The organism is Leclercia sp. AS011 (assembly GCF_037152535.1).
GTDB lineage: Bacteria > Pseudomonadota > Gammaproteobacteria > Enterobacterales > Enterobacteriaceae > Enterobacter.
This window is the reverse complement of sequence record NZ_JBBCMA010000009.1, coordinates 26,409-43,803: the sequence shown is the minus strand read 5'-3', so window position 1 is coordinate 43,803 and position 17,395 is coordinate 26,409. Positions and strand designations below refer to the sequence as shown.

Sequence of the window (17,395 nt, the reverse complement as noted above, 5' to 3'; positions counted from 1 at the left end):
CCGTTGTAGGCCCGGTAAGCGCAAGCGTCACCGGGCAATAAACCTCAACTGAATTTCACCTCTTCACCCGCCTGGGCGGTCGCGGCCTGTTCCAGCAGATCCCAGAACCTTTCACCGCTGCGATCGCAAATCCACTCATCGCCCTTGAGGTCGAAATGGTAGCCGCCCTGTTTGGTGGCCAGCCACACCTGGTGAAGCGGTTCCTGGCGGTTAATAATGATCTTGCTGCCGTTTTCAAAGCTGATGGTCAGCACACCGCCGTTGATTTCACAATCGATGTCGCTGTCGCCATCCCAGTCGTCAAGGCGCTCTTCGATGGTTTGCCACAGGTTATCGGCGAGGCGATGGAATTCACTGTCATTCATGGTTCTGTTCCTGTTTTTCGTGATGGCGGCAGTATAACGCTAAATAATTCCGGTTGCAGGTTAGCGGCAAACTCTTGCTTTTGTGCCTTCTCCTGCGATGATAGAAAACAGAAAGCATGAACTTACAGGCAACCTGATAATGAAAAACGTTTTTGGAACGCTTGCCGTTCTCCTCGCACTGTTCAGCCTGAGTGGCTGTGGTCTGAAAGGGCCGCTCTATTTCCCACCGGCAGATAAAACCGCGCCGCCACCAACCAAAAAAGTGCAAAGCCCGGTGCAAACCACCCTGCCAGATCGTAACGACCGCGGCGATAATGGCGGCCCAAGCCAGGTGAATTACTGACGCGCGTTGCGAACCGCGCAATGGAGTAAATAATGCAGTTCTCTAAAATGCATGGCCTTGGCAATGATTTTATGGTCGTCGACGCGGTAACGCAGAATGTCTTCTTTTCTCCGGAGCTGATCCGCCGTCTGGCCGATCGGCACCTCGGGGTCGGCTTTGATCAGCTGCTGGTGGTTGAGCCGCCTTACGATCCGGATCTCGATTTTCACTACCGCATCTTTAATGCCGATGGCAGCGAAGTCTCCCAGTGTGGCAACGGCGCGCGCTGCTTTGCCCGCTTTGTTCGTCTGAAGGGGCTGACCAACAAGCGCGATATTCGCGTCAGCACCGCCAATGGGCGGATGGTGCTGAGCGTCACCGACGACGAGCTGGTGCGGGTCAACATGGGCGAGCCGAACTTCGAGCCGTCGCAGGTGCCGTTTCGCGCTAACAAAGCGGAAAAGACCTATATCATGCGCGTCGCGGAACAGACAGTCTTGTGCGGCGTGGTCTCTATGGGGAACCCGCACTGCGTGATTCAGGTTGATGACGTCGCGACCGCGCCCGTTGAGACGCTCGGTCCGGTGCTGGAAAGTCATGAACGTTTCCCTGAGCGCGCCAATATTGGATTTATGCAGGTCATCACTCGCGATCACATCCGTCTGCGCGTCTATGAACGCGGAGCAGGTGAAACACAGGCGTGCGGCAGCGGTGCCTGCGCAGCCGTCGCGGTGGGAATTGCACAGGGTTTACTGGCGGAAGAGGTTCGCGTGGATTTACCAGGCGGCCGTCTTGATATCGCCTGGAAAGGCCCGGGTCAGCCTCTGTATATGACGGGCCCGGCGACACAAGTCTACGACGGGTTTATCCATCTATGAAACAACCAGGAGAAGAACTGCAGGAAACGCTGACGGAGATGGACGACCGGGCGGTTGTTGATTATCTGCTGCGCCATCCTGAGTTTTTCATTCGCAATGCCCGCGTGGTTGAAGCGATGCGCGTGCCGCATCCGATCCGCGGAACGGTCTCGCTGGTCGAATGGCATATGGCGCGCGCGCGTAACCATATCAACCATCTGGAAGAGAACATCTCGCTGCTGATGGAGCAGGCCACCAGTAATGAAGGTCTGTTCTATCGTCTGCTGCACCTGCAGTCGCGGCTGGCCTCGGCCAGCAGCCTGGACGAATTTCTGCTGCGTCTGCATCGCTGGGCGCGGGAGCTGGGTCTGGCCGGGGCAACCCTGCGCCTGTTCCCGGACCGCTGGCGCATTGGCGCGCCCTCCAGCTTTACCCATCTGGCGCTATCGCGGCAGGCGTTTGAGCCACTGCGCATTCAGCGCATGGGATGCGAGAACCACTATCTTGGGCCGCTGCATGGCCCGGAGCTGCTGGTGGTTCTGCCGGAGGCCAAAGCCATAGGTTCAGTGGCAATGTCGCTGATGGGACGCGACGGCGATCTCGGGGTGATACTGTTCACCAGCCGCGATCCGCAACACTATCAGCAGGGACAAGGAACGCAGCTGATCCAGGAGATCGCGCAGATGCTGCCCGAGCTGCTGGAACGCTGGATTGAACGCGTATGACGGATGCTCTGCTGGCACCTGCCGTCACGCGTTTTCTGCGCTATCTGGGCGTTGAGCGCCAGCTCAGCCCGATCACCCTGCTCAACTACCAGCGTCAGCTTGATGCCATCATGCAGCTTGCCGGAGAGATCGGCCTGACGAGCTGGCAGCAATGTGATGCCGCCACGGTGCGAACCTTTGCCGTGCGCAGCCGCCGGAAAGGGCTGGGTCCTGCCAGCCTCGCGCTGCGTCTTTCCGCGCTGCGCAGCTTCTTTGACTGGCTGGTTAGCCAGGGCGAACTCAACGCCAACCCGGCGAAAGGGATCGCCGCGCCGAAAGCGCCGCGCTACCTGCCCAAAAATATCGATGTCGATGACGTTAACCGCCTGCTGGATATCGATCTCAACGATCCGCTGGCGGTACGGGATCGGGCGATGCTGGAGGTGATGTATGGGGCGGGACTGCGTCTTTCCGAGCTGGTGAACCTCGATATCAAACACCTCGATCTCGACACCGGCGAAGTATGGGTGATGGGCAAAGGCAGCAAAGAGCGCCGCCTGCCCATTGGCCGCAACGCCGTGGCGTGGATTGAACACTGGCTCGATCTGCGCGGCCTGTTCGGCACTGAAGAGGATGCGCTGTTCCTCTCGAAGCTCGGGAAGCGGATCTCGGCGCGTAACGTGCAAAAACGTTTTGCCGAATGGGGGATCAAGCAGGGGCTGAACAGCCATGTTCATCCGCATAAACTGCGCCACTCCTTCGCCACGCACATGCTGGAGTCCAGCGGCGATCTGCGCGGCGTGCAGGAGCTGCTGGGCCACGCCAATTTGTCCACCACCCAGATCTATACCCATCTTGATTTTCAACACCTTGCCTCGGTGTACGACGCGGCGCATCCACGCGCCAAACGGGGGAAATAATGCGTTTTTATCGTCCATTAGGCCACATCTCAGCACTGACGTTCGACCTTGATGACACCCTTTATGACAACCGCGAAGTGATCCTGCGAACCGAGCAGGAAGCGCTGGCGTTTGTGCAAAACTACCATCCGGCGTTAAAGACGCTGGAGAATAAAGAGTTTCACCGCCTGCGCCAGGCGTTACGGCAAACCGAGCCGGAAATCTATCATGACGTCACCGAGTGGCGTCGCCGTGCCGTTGAGCAGGCGATGCTTAATGCCGGCCTGACCGCTGCCGAAGCCGCCCTTGGCGCAGAAGCCTCGATGGCGCACTTCGCCCAATGGCGCAGCCGCATCGACGTACCCCAGGAGACCCACGACACGCTGGCGAAACTGGGTGAAAAGTGGCCGCTGGTGGCCATCACCAACGGCAATGCCCAGCCGGAGCTGTTTGGCCTGGGCGACTACTTCGAGTTTGTGCTGCGCGCAGGCCCGCACGGGCGCTCCAAGCCGTTCAACGATATGTACCATCTGGCGGCGGAGAAGCTCGACCTGCCGCTGGGTGAGATCCTGCACGTGGGCGATGACCTGACCACCGACGTCGCTGGCGCGATCCGCTGCGGGATGCAGGCCTGCTGGATCAAGCCGGAAAAGGCCGATCTGATGCAGACCGCCGACAGCCGCCTGCTGCCGCACATCGAAATTTCACGGTTGGCATCCCTCACCACGCTGATATAATCACCAGTAGTTCTGTATAAATTAACAGTGTATCCGGCGGCTAATGGCCGCCGGATGACCTCTTTGTGGCGGTGCCCAATGGACGTTTCTTACCTGCTCGACAGCCTTAATGACAAACAGCGTGACGCGGTTGCCGCGACGCGCACCAATATGCTGGTGCTGGCAGGGGCGGGCAGTGGTAAGACACGCGTGCTGGTACACCGCATCGCCTGGCTGCAAAGCGTGGAGAACTGCTCGCCGTACTCGATTATGGCGGTGACCTTCACCAACAAAGCGGCGGCCGAGATGCGCCACCGTATCGCCCAGCTGATGGGCACCAGCCAGGGCGGCATGTGGGTTGGCACCTTTCACGGGCTGGCGCACCGCCTGCTGCGTGCGCACCATCTGGATGCCGGGCTGCCACAAGATTTCCAGATCCTCGACAGCGAAGACCAGCTGCGTCTGCTGAAGCGCCTGATCAAGGCCATGAACCTCGACGAGAAGCAGTGGCCGCCGCGTCAGGCCATGTGGTACATCAACAGCCAGAAAGACGAAGGGCTGCGCCCGCACCATATCCAGAGCTTTGGCAACCCGATTGAGCAGACCTGGCAGAAGGTCTATCAGGCCTATCAGGAGGCCTGCGATCGCGCCGGGCTGGTGGATTTCGCCGAGCTGCTGCTGCGTGCCCATGAGCTGTGGCTTAACAAGCCGCATATCCTGCAGCACTACCGCGAACGCTTTACCAACATCCTCGTGGACGAATTCCAGGATACCAACAACATTCAGTACGCGTGGATCCGCCTGCTGGCGGGCGACTCCAGCAAGGTGATGATTGTCGGCGATGACGATCAGTCGATCTACGGCTGGCGCGGCGCCCAGGTAGAAAACATCCAGCGTTTCCTGAAGGACTTCCCGGGTGCCGAGACCATCCGCCTTGAGCAGAACTACCGCTCCACCAACAACATTCTGAGCGCGGCCAACGCCCTGATTGAAAACAACAACGGGCGTCTGGGTAAAAAGCTGTGGACCGAGGGCATCGACGGTGAGCCGATCTCGCTCTACTGCGCCTTTAACGAGCTGGACGAAGCCCGCTTCGTGGTCAACCGGATCAAAACCTGGCAGGACAACGGCGGCGCGCTGGAGAAGTGCGCCATTCTCTACCGCAGCAACGCCCAGTCGCGCGTGCTGGAAGAGGCGCTGCTGCAGGCCAGTATGCCGTACCGCATCTATGGCGGGATGCGCTTCTTCGAACGCCAGGAAATCAAAGACGCGCTCTCCTATCTGCGCCTGATTGCCAACCGTAACGACGACGCGGCCTTTGAGCGCGTGGTGAATACGCCTACGCGCGGCATCGGCGATCGCACCCTCGACGTGGTGCGCCAGACCTCCCGGGATCGCCAGCTGACCTTGTGGCAGGCGTGCCGCGAGCTGCTGCAGGAAAAAGCCCTCGCCGGTCGTGCGGCCAGCGCCTTACAGCGTTTCCTGGAGCTGATCGAAGCCCTGGCGCAGGAAACCGCCGACATGCCGCTGCACGTGCAGACTGATCGGGTCATCAAAGACTCCGGCCTGCGCATGATGTACGAGCAGGAGAAGGGCGAGAAGGGCCAGACCCGTATCGAGAACTTAGAGGAGCTGGTGACGGCAACGCGCCAGTTCAGCTACAACGACGAAGACGAAGACCTGATGCCGCTGCAGGCATTCCTGTCCCATGCCGCGCTGGAGGCGGGCGAAGGGCAGGCTGACACCTGGCAGGACGCCGTCCAGCTGATGACCCTGCACTCGGCCAAAGGGCTGGAGTTCCCGCAGGTGTTTATCGTCGGCATGGAGGAGGGGATGTTCCCGAGCCAGATGTCGCTGGATGAGGGTGGCCGTCTGGAAGAGGAGCGTCGTCTGGCCTACGTCGGCGTGACCCGCGCGATGCAGAAACTCACCCTGACCTATGCGGAAACCCGCCGTCTGTACGGGAAAGAGGTTTACCACCGGCCGTCGCGTTTTATTGGCGAACTGCCGGAAGAGTGCGTGGAAGAGGTGCGTTTGCGGGCCAGCATCAGCCGTCCGGTGAGCCATCAGCGCCTGGGTGCGCCGATCTCGGAAAACGACAGCGGATTCAAACTCGGCCAGCGTGTGCGTCACGCCAAATTCGGCGAAGGCACTATTGTGAACCTGGAAGGCAGCGGAGAACACAGTCGCCTGCAGGTGGCGTTCCAGGGGCAGGGGATCAAATGGCTGGTGGCTGCTTACGCGAGGCTGGAGACGGTGTGAAGGTTTGCGCCGTAACGGCGCAAACAGATTATTTCGGCTGGCACTTAAAGCTGGTGTAGGTCGGCTTTTCCAGCGGATTGAGATTGGGCATCATCATGGTGTTGCACGTAAATTGACGCCCTTTCGCAGTGACAGCGTCGTACGTTACGGTGCTACCGCCAAGCGCGCTTGGCTTACCTTTTACCACATTCGAAATGGTCACTTCATCGGTTGAGGCCAGGCCTAATTCGTTGGACGTGGCCTGCTGCAGGATCATCATATCAGGCGCGCCGGTTGCGCATCCCGCCAGGGTAAAACAGAGTGCGGACGTCAGAAAAATCTTCCTCATTTTCAATTCCTTCCTTTGAGTTGACAGAAATGTCCTAAAAGATGGTAATAAATAACGCAAAAACCATACAGAGTGAGCGGAATAAATCAGAATTTATAAAGATTAACGGGGAAATGGGTCGCTAATCTGAATCCAATAAGCGAATTCATCATCTATGCTGTAGCTGCTTTAGTTCGGTTTTCAACACGATGAACATGGGTTGACGCCACAGTTACTGCTGGCGTAACATGCGCGCACGATTACGCTTGAGGACATTCGCCTTGGACACACCCAGTAGATACTGGCTCAATTCCCTGTCATCCAGGAACCACTCCTAAGGCTATCTCCTCACGCTGATGCCCTTAGTGGTTGTCAGCGGCAGTTATTCCCGTCGCGCTGAGTCAGGCTGTTTAATGGTCTGAAACCCAATTTGTTTCTGTGTGCCCACCGAACTGTCCGATATTTTTTGCATTGGAGTCCCGGTCATGCTGAGCGCATTTCAACTGGAAAAAAACCGACTGATTCGGCTTGAAGCCGAAGAGTCACAGCCCCTCATTGATGCCGTATGGGTGGATCTGGTCGAACCGGACGACGACGAACGTCTGCGCGTACAATCGGAACTCGGACAAAGCCTGGCCACCCGCCCGGAACTGGAAGACATCGAGGCGTCGGCCCGTTTCTTCGAAGACGAAGACGGTCTGCACATTCACTCCTTTTTCTTCTTCGAAGATGCGGAAGATCACGCCGGTAACTCCACCGTCGCTTTCACCATCCGCGATGGTCGCCTGTTTACCCTGCGTGAGCGTGAACTGCCCGCCTTCCGCCTGTACCGTATGCGTGCCCGTAGCCAGTCGATGGTGGACGGCAATGCCTATGAGCTGCTGCTCGACCTGTTTGAAACCAAAATTGAACAGCTGGCGGACGAGATTGAAAACATCTACAGCGATCTGGAAGAGCTGAGCCGGGTGATCATGGAAGGCCATCAGGGCGATGAGTACGACGAAGCGCTCTCGACCCTGGCAGAGCTGGAAGATATCGGCTGGAAGGTGCGTCTGTGTCTGATGGATACCCAGCGCGCGCTGAACTTCCTGGTACGCAAGGCGCGTCTGCCGGGCGGTCAGCTTGAGCAGGCGCGGGAGATCCTGCGCGATATCGAATCCCTGCTGCCGCACAACGAATCCCTGTTCCAGAAGGTCAACTTCCTGATGCAGGCGGCGATGGGCTTTATCAACATCGAGCAGAACCGCATCATCAAGATCTTCTCGGTGGTCTCGGTGGTGTTCCTGCCGCCTACGCTGGTGGCTTCAAGCTACGGGATGAACTTTGAGTTTATGCCGGAGCTGAAATGGAGCTTTGGTTATCCGGGAGCGATTGTCTTTATGGTGCTCGCCGGTCTCGCGCCCTATCTCTATTTCAAGCGCAGGAACTGGCTGTAAAAATCTGGCGGGTGGCGCTGCGCTACCCGCCCTACGATCACATTCCCTCTCCTGTGGGAGAGGGCAACATCACAACCCCTTGCGCGTCCTGCGCTGGGTATAAATCGCATCCGCTACAAACACCGCCAGCGCCACCCAGATAAAGGCGAAGGTCACCATCTTATCCGCGCCCGGCACTTCGCCGTAAAACAGCACCGCCAGCAGGAACATCAGCGTCGGGCCGATGTACTGGAAGAAGCCCAGCGTCGACAGGCGCAGGCGCGTCGCCGCACCGGTAAAGCACAGCAGAGGGATAGTGGTGACCACACCGGCCGCCATCAGCATCACGTTCAGCGTCCAGGGGTTACTGTCCATATGGCTGGTGCTGCTGTCGGCAATGCCGAACAGGTAAATCGCGGCCACGGGCAGCAGCCACAGGGTTTCAAACAGCATCCCGGTTTGTGCTTCCACGGCGATTTTCTTACGCACCAGGCCATAGAAGGCGAAGCTGAACGCCAGCCCCAGGGCGATCACCGGCAGCGAGCCGAAGGTCCACAGCTGAACCAGAACGCCGCAAAGGGCGAGGAACACCGCCAGCCACTGCATCCGGCGGAAGCGTTCGCCGAGGAACAGCATCCCCAGCACGATATTTACCAGCGGGTTAATGAAGTAGCCCAGGCTCGCCTCCAGCATATGCTGGTTGTTCACCGCCCAGATAAACAGCAGCCAGTTGCCGCCAATCAACACGGCCGACAGCGCCAGCAGGAATATCTTCTTCGGCGTTTGCAGGAGCGTTTTTACCCCTGACCACTGACGGCTTACGCTCATCAGCGCCACCATAAAGAAAAACGACCAGATCACGCGGTGGGTAAGAATTTCGTCGGCGGGAACGTAGTGAATCAGCTTGAAGTACGCGGGCGCGATACCCCAAATAAAATAAGCGGCGAGCGCAAGTAAAACGCCCTGCCGCGTCTGTTTAGCATCCATCAGGAAAATCCGTTACAAAAAAGTAACGCAATTTTACCCGATTTTACCTTCTCAACCCACCATATAAGTGGCGGTTGCGCTGGCGATGTAAACCTGATCTTCGTTGTGCAGCTCAACGCGCGCGACCGCAACCTTATTACCGGCCCGCAGCAGGCTGCTGCTGGCGGTAAAGCGGTTCCCGCGACCGGGGCGCAGATAATCGACGCGCAGATCGATGGTGCCCATCCGCGACAGGCGCTGGCGCAGCTCGTCTTCGTTGATGGTGTCGTGGCGGGTCAGGGTGCTGCCGACGCAGACCAGACCGGCGGCAACGTCGAGGGCAGAGGCGATCACCCCGCCGTGGAGAATACTTTGTGCCCAGTTACCCACCATCATCGGCTGGTTGTTAAAACTCAGCTGGGCAAAATCTTTCTCGTAACGCTCCAGCTCGAGCCCCAGCGCACGGTTGAACGGCATATGGTAGACGAAGATCTCACCGACAAGCTTCAGGGCTTCGTCGGCAGTAAGCGTGGCAGACATAGCGCGTCACATCCTTAGTGTTAAAAGGCTGTTGATTTTATGCCTCATTAATGTGAATTTCTACTTTCGGAGCCCGGATATAAGCAGTTAATCATTAATTCTGTAAAATGAATAAACCATAACTATTCATCAAAACAATTTCGCAGGAGAGCATCAGCGATGCGGATATATCAGGCCGGGTTCCTGGCGGCGGTTACGCTGCCCTCTGTGGCATTTGCGCAGGACGCGGCAACACAGGAGGTGCCTGCCGTGCGCGGCAGCATTATCGCTAACCTTTTAGAAGAGCACGATAATCCTTTTACGCTCTATCCCTATGACAGCAACTACCTCATTTACACCGTCACCAGCGACCTCAATAAAGAGGCGATCCGTACCTATGACTGGGCCGACGATTCGCAAAAGGATGAGGTGAAGTTCCAGCTGAGCCTCGCCTTCCCGTTATGGCGCGGTATTCTGGGGCCGAATTCGATTCTGGGTGGCTCTTACACGCAGAAGTCGTGGTGGCAGCTGTCGAACAGCGATGAATCTTCACCCTTCCGCGAGACCAACTATGAGCCGCAGCTGTTCCTCGGCTTTGCCACCGATTACTCGCTGGCGGGCTGGACGCTGCGGGACGTGGAGTTTGGCTATAACCATCAATCTAACGGTCGCTCCGACCCGACGTCACGCAGCTGGAACCGCCTCTATAGCCGCCTGATGGCGCAGAACGGCAACTGGCTGGTGGAGGTGAAACCCTGGTACGTGGTCGGCAACACCGACGATAACCCGGATATCACTAAATACATGGGTTACTACCAGCTGCGGGTGGGCTATCAGCTGGGCGAAGCGGTGCTGAGTGTGAAGGGGCAGTACAACTGGAACACCGGCTATGGCGGCGCGGAGATGGGCGTCAGCTATCCGTTGACCAAACATGTTCGTCTCTATACCCAGGTCTACAGCGGCTACGGCGAATCGCTGATCGACTACAACTTCAACCAGACCCGCGTCGGCGTGGGCGTGATGCTGAACGATCTTTTCTAGCCTCCTCGAATGTTTTTGTCTTAAACGTTGAAGTTTCTCTCGCAGGCGCTGAAAATAGCGCCTGTTTTTATTTCAGCAAATGGGGTTGATGTGGTGCAGGCGGAAGTCGTAAATCAGGAGTTGCTGGCTAAACAGGTTTTGCATGAAACCTTTGGCTACCAGCAGTTCCGCCCGGGCCAGGAAACCATCATTAACACCGCCCTTACGGGGCGTGACTGTCTGGTGGTCATGCCCACCGGCGGCGGGAAATCGCTGTGCTATCAGGTTCCCGCGCTGGTGATGAATGGCCTGACGGTGGTGGTCTCCCCGCTGATCTCGCTGATGAAAGATCAGGTCGACCAGCTGCTGGCGAACGGCGTGGCGGCGGCCTGTATCAACTCCACCCAAACCCGCGAGCAGCAGCAGGAGGTGATGGCCGGGTGCCGCACCGGGCAGGTGCGTCTGCTGTATATCGCCCCGGAACGCCTGATGCTGGATAACTTCCTTGAGCATCTGGCGCACTGGAACCCGGTGCTGCTGGCGGTGGATGAAGCGCACTGTATCTCCCAGTGGGGCCATGATTTCCGTCCGGAGTATGCTGCCCTCGGCCAGCTGCGCCAGCGTTTCCCCGAGCTGCCGTTTATGGCGCTCACCGCGACCGCCGACGACACTACCCGTCAGGACATTGTGCGTCTGCTGGGGCTGAACGATCCGCTGATCCAGGTCAGCAGCTTCGACCGCCCGAATATCCGCTACATGCTGATGGAGAAATTCAAGCCGCTGGATCAGCTGCTGCGCTATGTCCAGGAGCAACGCGGCAAGTCGGGCATCATCTACTGCAACAGCCGGGCGAAGGTGGAAGACACCGCTGCACGTCTGCAGAGCCGGGGCTTTAGCGCCGCGGCCTATCATGCCGGGCTGGAAAACCACATTCGTGCCGAGGTGCAGGAGAAATTCCAGCGCGACGACCTGCAAATCGTGGTGGCAACCGTCGCCTTTGGTATGGGCATCAACAAACCGAACGTGCGCTTTGTGGTGCACTTCGACATTCCGCGCAATATCGAATCCTACTATCAGGAAACCGGTCGCGCCGGGCGTGATGGCCTTCCCGCCGAGGCGATGCTGTTTTACGATCCGGCCGATATGGCCTGGCTGCGTCGCTGCCTTGAAGAGAAACCCCAGGGCCCGTTGCAGGATATCGAACGCCACAAGCTCAACGCGATGGGGGCCTTCGCCGAAGCGCAAACCTGCCGCCGTCTGGTGCTGCTTAACTATTTTGGCGAAGGTCGCCAGGAGTCGTGCGGTAACTGCGATATCTGCCTCGATCCGCCGAAGCAGTATGACGGGCTGATGGACGCCCGTAAGGCGCTCTCCACCATTGGTCGCGTCAACCAGCGCTTCGGTATGGGTTATGTGGTGGAAGTGCTGCGCGGGGCCAACAATCAGCGTATCCGCGAGATGGGCCATGACAAGCTGCCGGTCTACGGCATTGGTCGCGATCAGAGCCATGAGCACTGGGTCAGCGTTATCCGTCAGCTGATCCACCTTGGCTTTGCGACCCAGAACATTGCCCAGCACTCCGCGCTGCAGCTCACCGAAGCGGCACGCCCGGTGCTGCGTGGTGACGTTGAGCTGAAGCTCGCCGTGCCGCGCGTGGTGGCGCTGAAGCCGCGGGTAATGCAGAAATCCTACGGCGGCAACTACGATCGCAAACTCTTCGCCAAGCTGCGTAAGCTGCGCAAAGCCATCGCGGATGAGGAGAATATCCCGCCGTACGTGGTGTTTAACGATGCGACGCTGATTGAAATGGCTGAACAGATGCCGCTCAGCGCCAGCGAAATGCTCAGCGTTAACGGCGTCGGCACGCGTAAGCTGGAGCGTTTTGGTAAAGAGTTTATGGCGCTGATTCGTTCCCATACCGATGGTGATGATGAGGAGTAGTCAGCCCGGCAAAAAAGTGCCAGGATGATGACTCCCTGAACTATTCCCCCGCGAGTTAATTATGTTAACCCTGTTTCTGACCGTGGCGCTGGTGCATATTGTGGCGCTGATGAGCCCTGGCCCTGACTTTTTCTTCGTCTCCCAAACGGCGGTGAGCCGCTCCCGCAAAGAGGCGATGATGGGCGTGCTGGGTATTACCCTTGGCGTTATGGTGTGGGCTGCGGTAGCGCTGCTGGGCCTGAATCTGATCCTCGAAAAAATGGCGTGGCTGCACAACATCATTATGGTCGGCGGCGGTCTGTATCTGTGCTGGATGGGCTATCAGATGCTGCGTGGGGCGTTTAAGAAAGAGGACCGCGAGGCGCCTGAGCCAAAAATGGAGCTGGCGGCCAGCGGGCGTAGCTTTATTAAAGGGCTGCTGACCAACCTCGCCAATCCGAAAGCGATTATCTATTTCGGCTCGGTATTTTCACTGTTCGTCGGTGAAGAGGTCGGGGCCGGGGCGCGCTGGGGCATTTTCCTGCTGATCGTGGTGGAAACTTTCGCCTGGTTCACGGTGGTGGCGAGCCTGTTTGCGCTTCCGTCGATGCGTCGTGGCTATCAGCGTCTGGCCAAGTGGATTGATGGCGTGGCCGGCGCGTTATTCGCCGGCTTCGGCATCCATCTGATCCTGTCGCGTTAAGCGTGCCTTGCTGACGCCAGCAGCGCACCCACCAGCATAAACAGCGAACCGAACACTTTATTCAGGGCCTTCATCTGACGAGGCCCTTTAATCCATGTCGCAATCCGCGTTGCCAGCGTCGCATAGCCAATCATCACAATAATATCCACCACAATGGTGGTCACCCCGAGCACCACGTACTGCATGATCTGGGGCTGATGCGGCACGATAAACTGCGGAAACAGGGCGGCCAGAAAGACGATGCTTTTCGGGTTGGTGAGGTTCACAAAGACCGCGCGCTTAAACAGGCGACCCCGGCTCTGGGTCTGGGCGAGCGTATTCAGATCCAGTGCACCCGCAGCGCGCCACTGCTGGATCCCCAGCCAGATAAGATAGGCCGCACCGGCCCACTTCAGCACTTCAAAGGCCAGCACCGAGCGGGAGAAGAGCGTGCCCAGCCCAATGCCGACCAGTACGATGTGAATAACCAGCCCGGTCTGCAATCCGGCAATCGATGCCGCCGCGCCGCGATAGCCGTGGTTCATGGCGGTGGTCATGGTGTTAATGGCCCCGGATCCCGGTGAAAGGCTGAGGATGATGGATGTCAGCAGGTAAGCGAACCACCACTCGAAGGTCATTTGAAGCTCCCGAATCGTCTATTTTTATGCCACAATACGCTAATGTTGCGTCATTTTACGACCCGTCACAAAAAAACGATATTCCTTGGCTTACAGGGGTGTAAACCCGATGTTTCAGCAGAATAGGGACTGGGAAACGCGAGAAAAGGCTTTTGCTGCTTTCTCCATGGGGCCGTTGACCGATTTCTGGCGCCAGCGCGAGGAAGGCGGGTTCACAGGCGTCGATGATGTTCCTGTCCGCTTTGTGCGTTTCCAGGCCGAAGCTCATGATTCGGTAATCGTCATCTGCCCTGGTCGGATCGAAAGTTACGTTAAGTATGCCGAGCTGGCCTACGATCTCTTCCGGCTGGGTTATGACGTGCTGATTATCGACCATCGTGGGCAGGGCCGCTCCGGGCGGATGTTGTCCGACACCCACCGCGGCCATGTGAGCCAGTTCAGCGATTACGTCGATGATTTTGCCACCTTCTGGCAGCAGGAAGTGCAGCCCGGTCGGTGGCGAAAACGGTTTATTCTGGGGCACTCGATGGGCGGCGCAATCGCCACGCTGTTTTTACAGCGCCACCCGCAACACCAGTGTGATGCCATTGCCCTAAGCGCCCCGATGTTTGGCATCGTCATGCGTTTCCCGGACTGGATGGTACGTCATATTCTCGACTGGGCTGAGGGCCATCAGCGCATTCGCGAAGGCTATGCCATCGGCACCGGGCGCTGGCGCGCCCTGCCGTTTGCCATTAACGTGTTAACCCACAGTCGGCAGCGTTATCGCCGTAATTTGCGCTTTTATGCTGATGAACCGCGTTTACGCGTCGGCGGGCCTACCTACCATTGGGTGCGTGAAGGTATCCTGGCAGGTGAAGAAGCCCTGGCAGGCGCCAGCAAGGACGATACCCCCACGCTTATCCTTCAGGCAGAAGAGGAGCGGGTAGTGGATAACCGCATGCACGACCGCTTCTGTGAACTGCGAGCCGCAGCCGGTCACCCTTGTGAAGGGGATAAACCGCTGGTCATAAACGGCGCGTACCATGAGATCCTTTTCGAAAAGGACGCCATGCGCTCAGTCGCACTCAACGCCATCGTCGACTTTTTCGACAGGCATAACTGATATTCACCAGAGGTTAAATTTTCCTATGTACCAGGTTGTCGCGTCTGATTTAGATGGCACGCTGCTCTCTCCCGACCACACTTTATCGCCTTACGCGAAAGAGACCTTAAAACTCCTGACTACCCGTGGCGTAAATTTTGTCTTCGCCACCGGCCGCCACCACGTTGATGTGGGGCAGATCCGCGATAATCTGGAGATCAAATCCTACATGATCACCTCCAACGGTGCCCGGGTGCACGATCTGGACGGGAATCTGATCTTCACCCACAACCTCGATCGCGACATCGCCACCGATCTGTTCGGTATCATGCATAACAACCCCGATATCATCACCAACGTCTATCGCGATGATGAATGGTTTATGAACCGTCACCGCCCGGACGAGATGCGCTTCTTTAAAGAGGCGGTCTTTAACTACTCCCTGTATGAACCGGGCCTGCTGGAGCCGGAAGGCATCAGCAAGGTGTTCTTCACCACCGACAGTCACGAAGCGCTGCTGCCGCTGGAGCAGGCGATTAATGCCCGCTGGGGCGACCGGGTGAACGTCAGCTTCTCCACGCTCACCTGTCTGGAAGTGATGGCGGGCGGCGTCTCCAAGGGCCATGCCCTGGAGGCAGTGGCCAAACGTCTGGGCTTTAATCTGCAGGACTGCATCGCCTTTGGTGACGGCATGAACGATGCCGAAATGCTCTCCATGGCGGGTAAAGGCTGCATCATGGAAAACGCCCACCAACGCCTGAAAGACCTGCACCCGGAGCTGGAAGTGATTGGCACCAACGGCGACAACGCGGTGCCAAAATACCTGCGTAAGCTGTTCCTTGAATAATCTTCATTTGGTTGTTTAACGTTCAGTTGTCAACCGAGGAGTTCGCTACAATGCTTGTCCATCTTTCAAAGAGACAAGCATTGTGGCGCTACTCATCATCACCACTATCCTGTGGGCCTTCTCCTTTAGCCTGATCGGTGAATACCTTGCCGGACACGTCGACAGCTACTTCTCGGTGCTGATGCGCGTCGGGCTGGCGGCGCTGGTGTTCCTGCCGTTCCTGCGCACGCGCGGGCAAACGCTGAAAACCATTCTGCTCTATATGCTGGTGGGCGCGATGCAGCTTGGCATCATGTACCTGTTCAGCTTCCGGGCTTACGTCTATCTGTCGGTATCGGAATTCCTGCTGTTTACCGTACTGACGCCGCTCTATATCACGCTGATTTACGATCTGCTGAGCAAACGCCGTTTGCGCTGGGGCTATCTGCTGAGCGCCGCGCTGGCGGTGGTGGGCGCGGCGATCATTCGCTACGACAAAGTGAGCGATCACTTCTGGACCGGGCTGATGTTCGTTCAGCTCGCCAATATCAGCTTTGCGATCGGCATGGTGGGCTATAAACGCCTGATGGAAACTCGCCCGATGCCGCAGCACAACGCCTTTGCCTGGTTCTATATGGGGGCGGCGATCGTTGCCGTAGCGGCGTGGTTTATGCTGGGTAATCCGCAGAAGCTGCCGACCACCACGCTGCAATGGGGCGTGCTGATCTGGCTGGGGGTAGTGGCATCCGGGCTGGGCTACTTCATGTGGAACTACGGCGCCACGCAGGTGGACGCCGGGACGCTGGGGATCATGAACAACGTCCACGTCCCTGCGGGCCTGCTGGTGAACCTCGCCATCTGGCAGGAGCAACCGCACTGGCCGAGCTTCATTATTGGGGGAACGGTGATCCTGGCTTCACTGTGGGTACATCGCCGTTGGGTCGCTCCGCGCTCCGGACAAACGGCAGATGATCGCAAGCGTGATTCCGCGCTGAGCGAATAAAGGCCTCGGTAACCGGTTGACGCTGCTCGCCATCGCGCACGGCAGAGTACAACCGGCTCCACAGTCCATCGCCCAGGGTTTTGGTCACTACCAGACCCTGGCGTTCAAAACTCTCCACCACCCAGTGCGGCAGGGCTGCGATGCCCATTCTGGCCGCCACCATCTGAATCAACAGCAGGGTGTTATCCACGCTTTTCAGCTGCGGGCTGATGCCTGCCGGCTGCAGGAAGTGACGCCAGATATCCAGACGACTGCGCTGCACCGGGTAGATCAGCAGCGTTTCGGTTGCCAGATCTTCCGGCGTGATGCGCGTTTTCGCGGCCAGGGGATGATCCGGTGCCAGCACCAGCCGCACTTCGAAATCAAACATCGGCGAATAGTGCAGACCGCTACGCGGCAGAATGTCTGAGGTCATCACCAGGTCCAGCTCGCCCTGCACCAGGGACGGCTGCGGATCAAAGGTCACACCGGATTTAAAGTCCATCTCCACCTGCGGCCACTTCTGGCGGAAATTCTCAAGCGCTGGGGTCAACCACTGAATACAGCTGTGACACTCAATGGCGATACGCAGTCTGGTCTGCTGCGGCTCATGGCAGGCCTGCAATGCGCTGGCGATCTGCGGCAGCACCTGATTGGCCAGCTGTAGCAGGATCTCCCCCTGCGGCGTAAAGCGCAGCGGCTGGCTCTTACGCACGAACAGACGGAAGCCAAGGCGTTGTTCCAGATCGCTGAACTGGTGAGAAAGGGCGGATTGCGTCTGGTGCAGCGTGGCCGCCGCCGCCGCAAGCGAACCGCTATTTCGCAACGCCTGGAGCGTTTTCAGGTGTTTTATCTCGATCATGAAAGTCCTTCACTTCGCCATGAACATTATGCGCTTGAGGAATATACAG

At 58.0% G+C, this 17,395-nt stretch carries 20 protein-coding genes; 14 read left to right on the top strand and 6 right to left on the bottom strand.

From position 1 onward, the window contains the following. Nucleotides 1–44 precede the first annotated feature (44 nt). Nucleotides 45–365, bottom strand: coding sequence for an iron donor protein CyaY (gene cyaY / locus WFO70_RS21370; RefSeq protein WP_337019163.1), 321 nt, complete (start codon nt 363–365; stop codon nt 45–47). A 139-nt stretch (nt 366–504) separates the two neighbouring features. On the opposite strand from cyaY, the gene lptM reads away from it, so the two are divergent. From lptM to uvrD, 6 genes are all read left to right on the top strand, one after another. Continuing rightward, entirely contained in the window at nt 505–708 is a 204-nt protein-coding gene (gene lptM, locus WFO70_RS21365; RefSeq protein ID WP_337019161.1) for an LPS translocon maturation chaperone LptM, read from the top strand. A gap of 32 nt (nt 709–740) precedes the next feature. Beyond that, nucleotides 741–1,565: a diaminopimelate epimerase gene (gene dapF, locus WFO70_RS21360; RefSeq protein ID WP_337019159.1), complete on the top strand. Its 825-nt coding sequence runs from the start codon at nt 741–743 to the stop codon at nt 1,563–1,565. Then, on the top strand, nt 1,562–2,269 hold the full coding sequence (locus WFO70_RS21355) for a DUF484 domain-containing protein (protein ID WP_337019157.1): 708 nt from the start codon (nt 1,562–1,564) through the stop codon (nt 2,267–2,269). Before dapF ends, WFO70_RS21355 begins: the two co-directional genes overlap by 4 nt. Beyond that, entirely contained in the window at nt 2,266–3,168 is a 903-nt protein-coding gene (gene xerC / locus WFO70_RS21350; protein WP_337019155.1) for a tyrosine recombinase XerC, read from the top strand. Before WFO70_RS21355 ends, xerC begins: the two co-directional genes overlap by 4 nt. Beyond that, nucleotides 3,168–3,884 carry a 5-amino-6-(5-phospho-D-ribitylamino)uracil phosphatase YigB gene (yigB, locus tag WFO70_RS21345; protein ID WP_337019153.1) on the top strand — a complete coding sequence of 239 codons (717 nt, stop codon included), beginning with the start codon at nt 3,168–3,170 and terminating at the stop codon, nt 3,882–3,884. Before xerC ends, yigB begins: the two co-directional genes overlap by 1 nt. Nucleotides 3,885–3,962: 78 nt before the next feature. Next, the gene (uvrD, locus tag WFO70_RS21340; protein ID WP_337019151.1) at nt 3,963–6,125 is read left to right on the top strand and encodes a DNA helicase II; all 2,163 of its coding nucleotides are present in this window, start codon (nt 3,963–3,965) and stop codon (nt 6,123–6,125) included. A gap of 28 nt (nt 6,126–6,153) precedes the next feature. On the opposite strand, the gene WFO70_RS21335 is transcribed toward uvrD, so the two are convergent. Further along, a complete protein-coding gene (locus WFO70_RS21335; RefSeq protein WP_337019149.1) occupies nt 6,154–6,453 on the bottom strand; it encodes a hypothetical protein in 300 nt (99 codons plus the stop codon). Nucleotides 6,454–6,680: 227 nt separating this feature from the next. Here WFO70_RS21335 and ysgD point away from each other — a divergent pair, with 227 nt between their 5' ends. Together ysgD and corA are read left to right on the top strand one after the other, a co-directional pair. Beyond that, nucleotides 6,681–6,770 (top strand): YsgD/CorL family protein, encoded by a 90-nt coding sequence (gene ysgD, locus WFO70_RS22555; protein WP_442913411.1) that lies wholly within the window; start codon nt 6,681–6,683, stop codon nt 6,768–6,770. Between the two features lie 147 nt (nt 6,771–6,917). Beyond that, nucleotides 6,918–7,868 carry a magnesium/cobalt transporter CorA gene (gene corA, locus WFO70_RS21330; RefSeq protein WP_337019147.1) on the top strand — a complete coding sequence of 317 codons (951 nt, stop codon included), beginning with the start codon at nt 6,918–6,920 and terminating at the stop codon, nt 7,866–7,868. 69 nt (nt 7,869–7,937) lie between these two features. Here the strand turns inward: corA and rarD are convergent, their stop codons facing one another. Further along, nucleotides 7,938–8,834, bottom strand: coding sequence for an EamA family transporter RarD (gene rarD, locus WFO70_RS21325; RefSeq protein ID WP_337019146.1), 897 nt, complete (start codon nt 8,832–8,834; stop codon nt 7,938–7,940). Nucleotides 8,835–8,885: 51 nt separating this feature from the next. Further along, entirely contained in the window at nt 8,886–9,353 is a 468-nt protein-coding gene (gene yigI, locus WFO70_RS21320) for an acyl-CoA thioesterase YigI (RefSeq protein ID WP_337019144.1), read from the bottom strand. A gap of 159 nt (nt 9,354–9,512) precedes the next feature. Here yigI and pldA point away from each other — a divergent pair, with 159 nt between their 5' ends. From pldA to rhtC, 3 genes are all read left to right on the top strand, one after another. Further along, on the top strand, nt 9,513–10,373 hold the full coding sequence (gene pldA, locus WFO70_RS21315; protein WP_337019142.1) for a phospholipase A: 861 nt from the start codon (nt 9,513–9,515) through the stop codon (nt 10,371–10,373). A 90-nt stretch (nt 10,374–10,463) separates the two neighbouring features. Next, nucleotides 10,464–12,293 carry an ATP-dependent DNA helicase RecQ gene (gene recQ / locus WFO70_RS21310; RefSeq protein WP_337019140.1) on the top strand — a complete coding sequence of 610 codons (1,830 nt, stop codon included), beginning with the start codon at nt 10,464–10,466 and terminating at the stop codon, nt 12,291–12,293. A gap of 61 nt (nt 12,294–12,354) precedes the next feature. Continuing rightward, complete coding sequence (gene rhtC, locus WFO70_RS21305; RefSeq protein WP_337019138.1) at nt 12,355–12,975, top strand: threonine export protein RhtC; 621 nt, start codon at nt 12,355–12,357, stop codon at nt 12,973–12,975. Here rhtC and rhtB read toward each other — a convergent pair. Continuing rightward, nucleotides 12,972–13,592 (bottom strand): homoserine/homoserine lactone efflux protein, encoded by a 621-nt coding sequence (rhtB, locus tag WFO70_RS21300; protein ID WP_337019136.1) that lies wholly within the window; start codon nt 13,590–13,592, stop codon nt 12,972–12,974. The genes rhtC and rhtB overlap by 4 nt on opposite strands. A 109-nt stretch (nt 13,593–13,701) precedes the next feature. Here rhtB and pldB point away from each other — a divergent pair, with 109 nt between their 5' ends. The 3 genes from pldB (at nt 13,702) to WFO70_RS21285 (ending at nt 16,505) form a co-directional block, all read left to right on the top strand. Then, a complete protein-coding gene (pldB, locus tag WFO70_RS21295; protein ID WP_337019134.1) occupies nt 13,702–14,697 on the top strand; it encodes a lysophospholipase L2 in 996 nt (331 codons plus the stop codon). Nucleotides 14,698–14,722: 25 nt separating this feature from the next. Next, complete coding sequence (gene yigL, locus WFO70_RS21290) at nt 14,723–15,523, top strand: sugar/pyridoxal phosphate phosphatase YigL (RefSeq protein ID WP_337019132.1); 801 nt, start codon at nt 14,723–14,725, stop codon at nt 15,521–15,523. Nucleotides 15,524–15,605: 82 nt separating this feature from the next. Further along, nucleotides 15,606–16,505 (top strand): carboxylate/amino acid/amine transporter, encoded by a 900-nt coding sequence (locus WFO70_RS21285; RefSeq protein WP_337019130.1) that lies wholly within the window; start codon nt 15,606–15,608, stop codon nt 16,503–16,505. On the opposite strand, the gene metR is transcribed toward WFO70_RS21285, so the two are convergent. Next, nucleotides 16,393–17,346: an HTH-type transcriptional regulator MetR gene (gene metR / locus WFO70_RS21280; protein ID WP_337019128.1), complete on the bottom strand. Its 954-nt coding sequence runs from the start codon at nt 17,344–17,346 to the stop codon at nt 16,393–16,395. The two genes, WFO70_RS21285 and metR, sit on opposite strands and share 113 nt — an antisense overlap. Nucleotides 17,347–17,395: the final 49 nt, after the last annotated feature.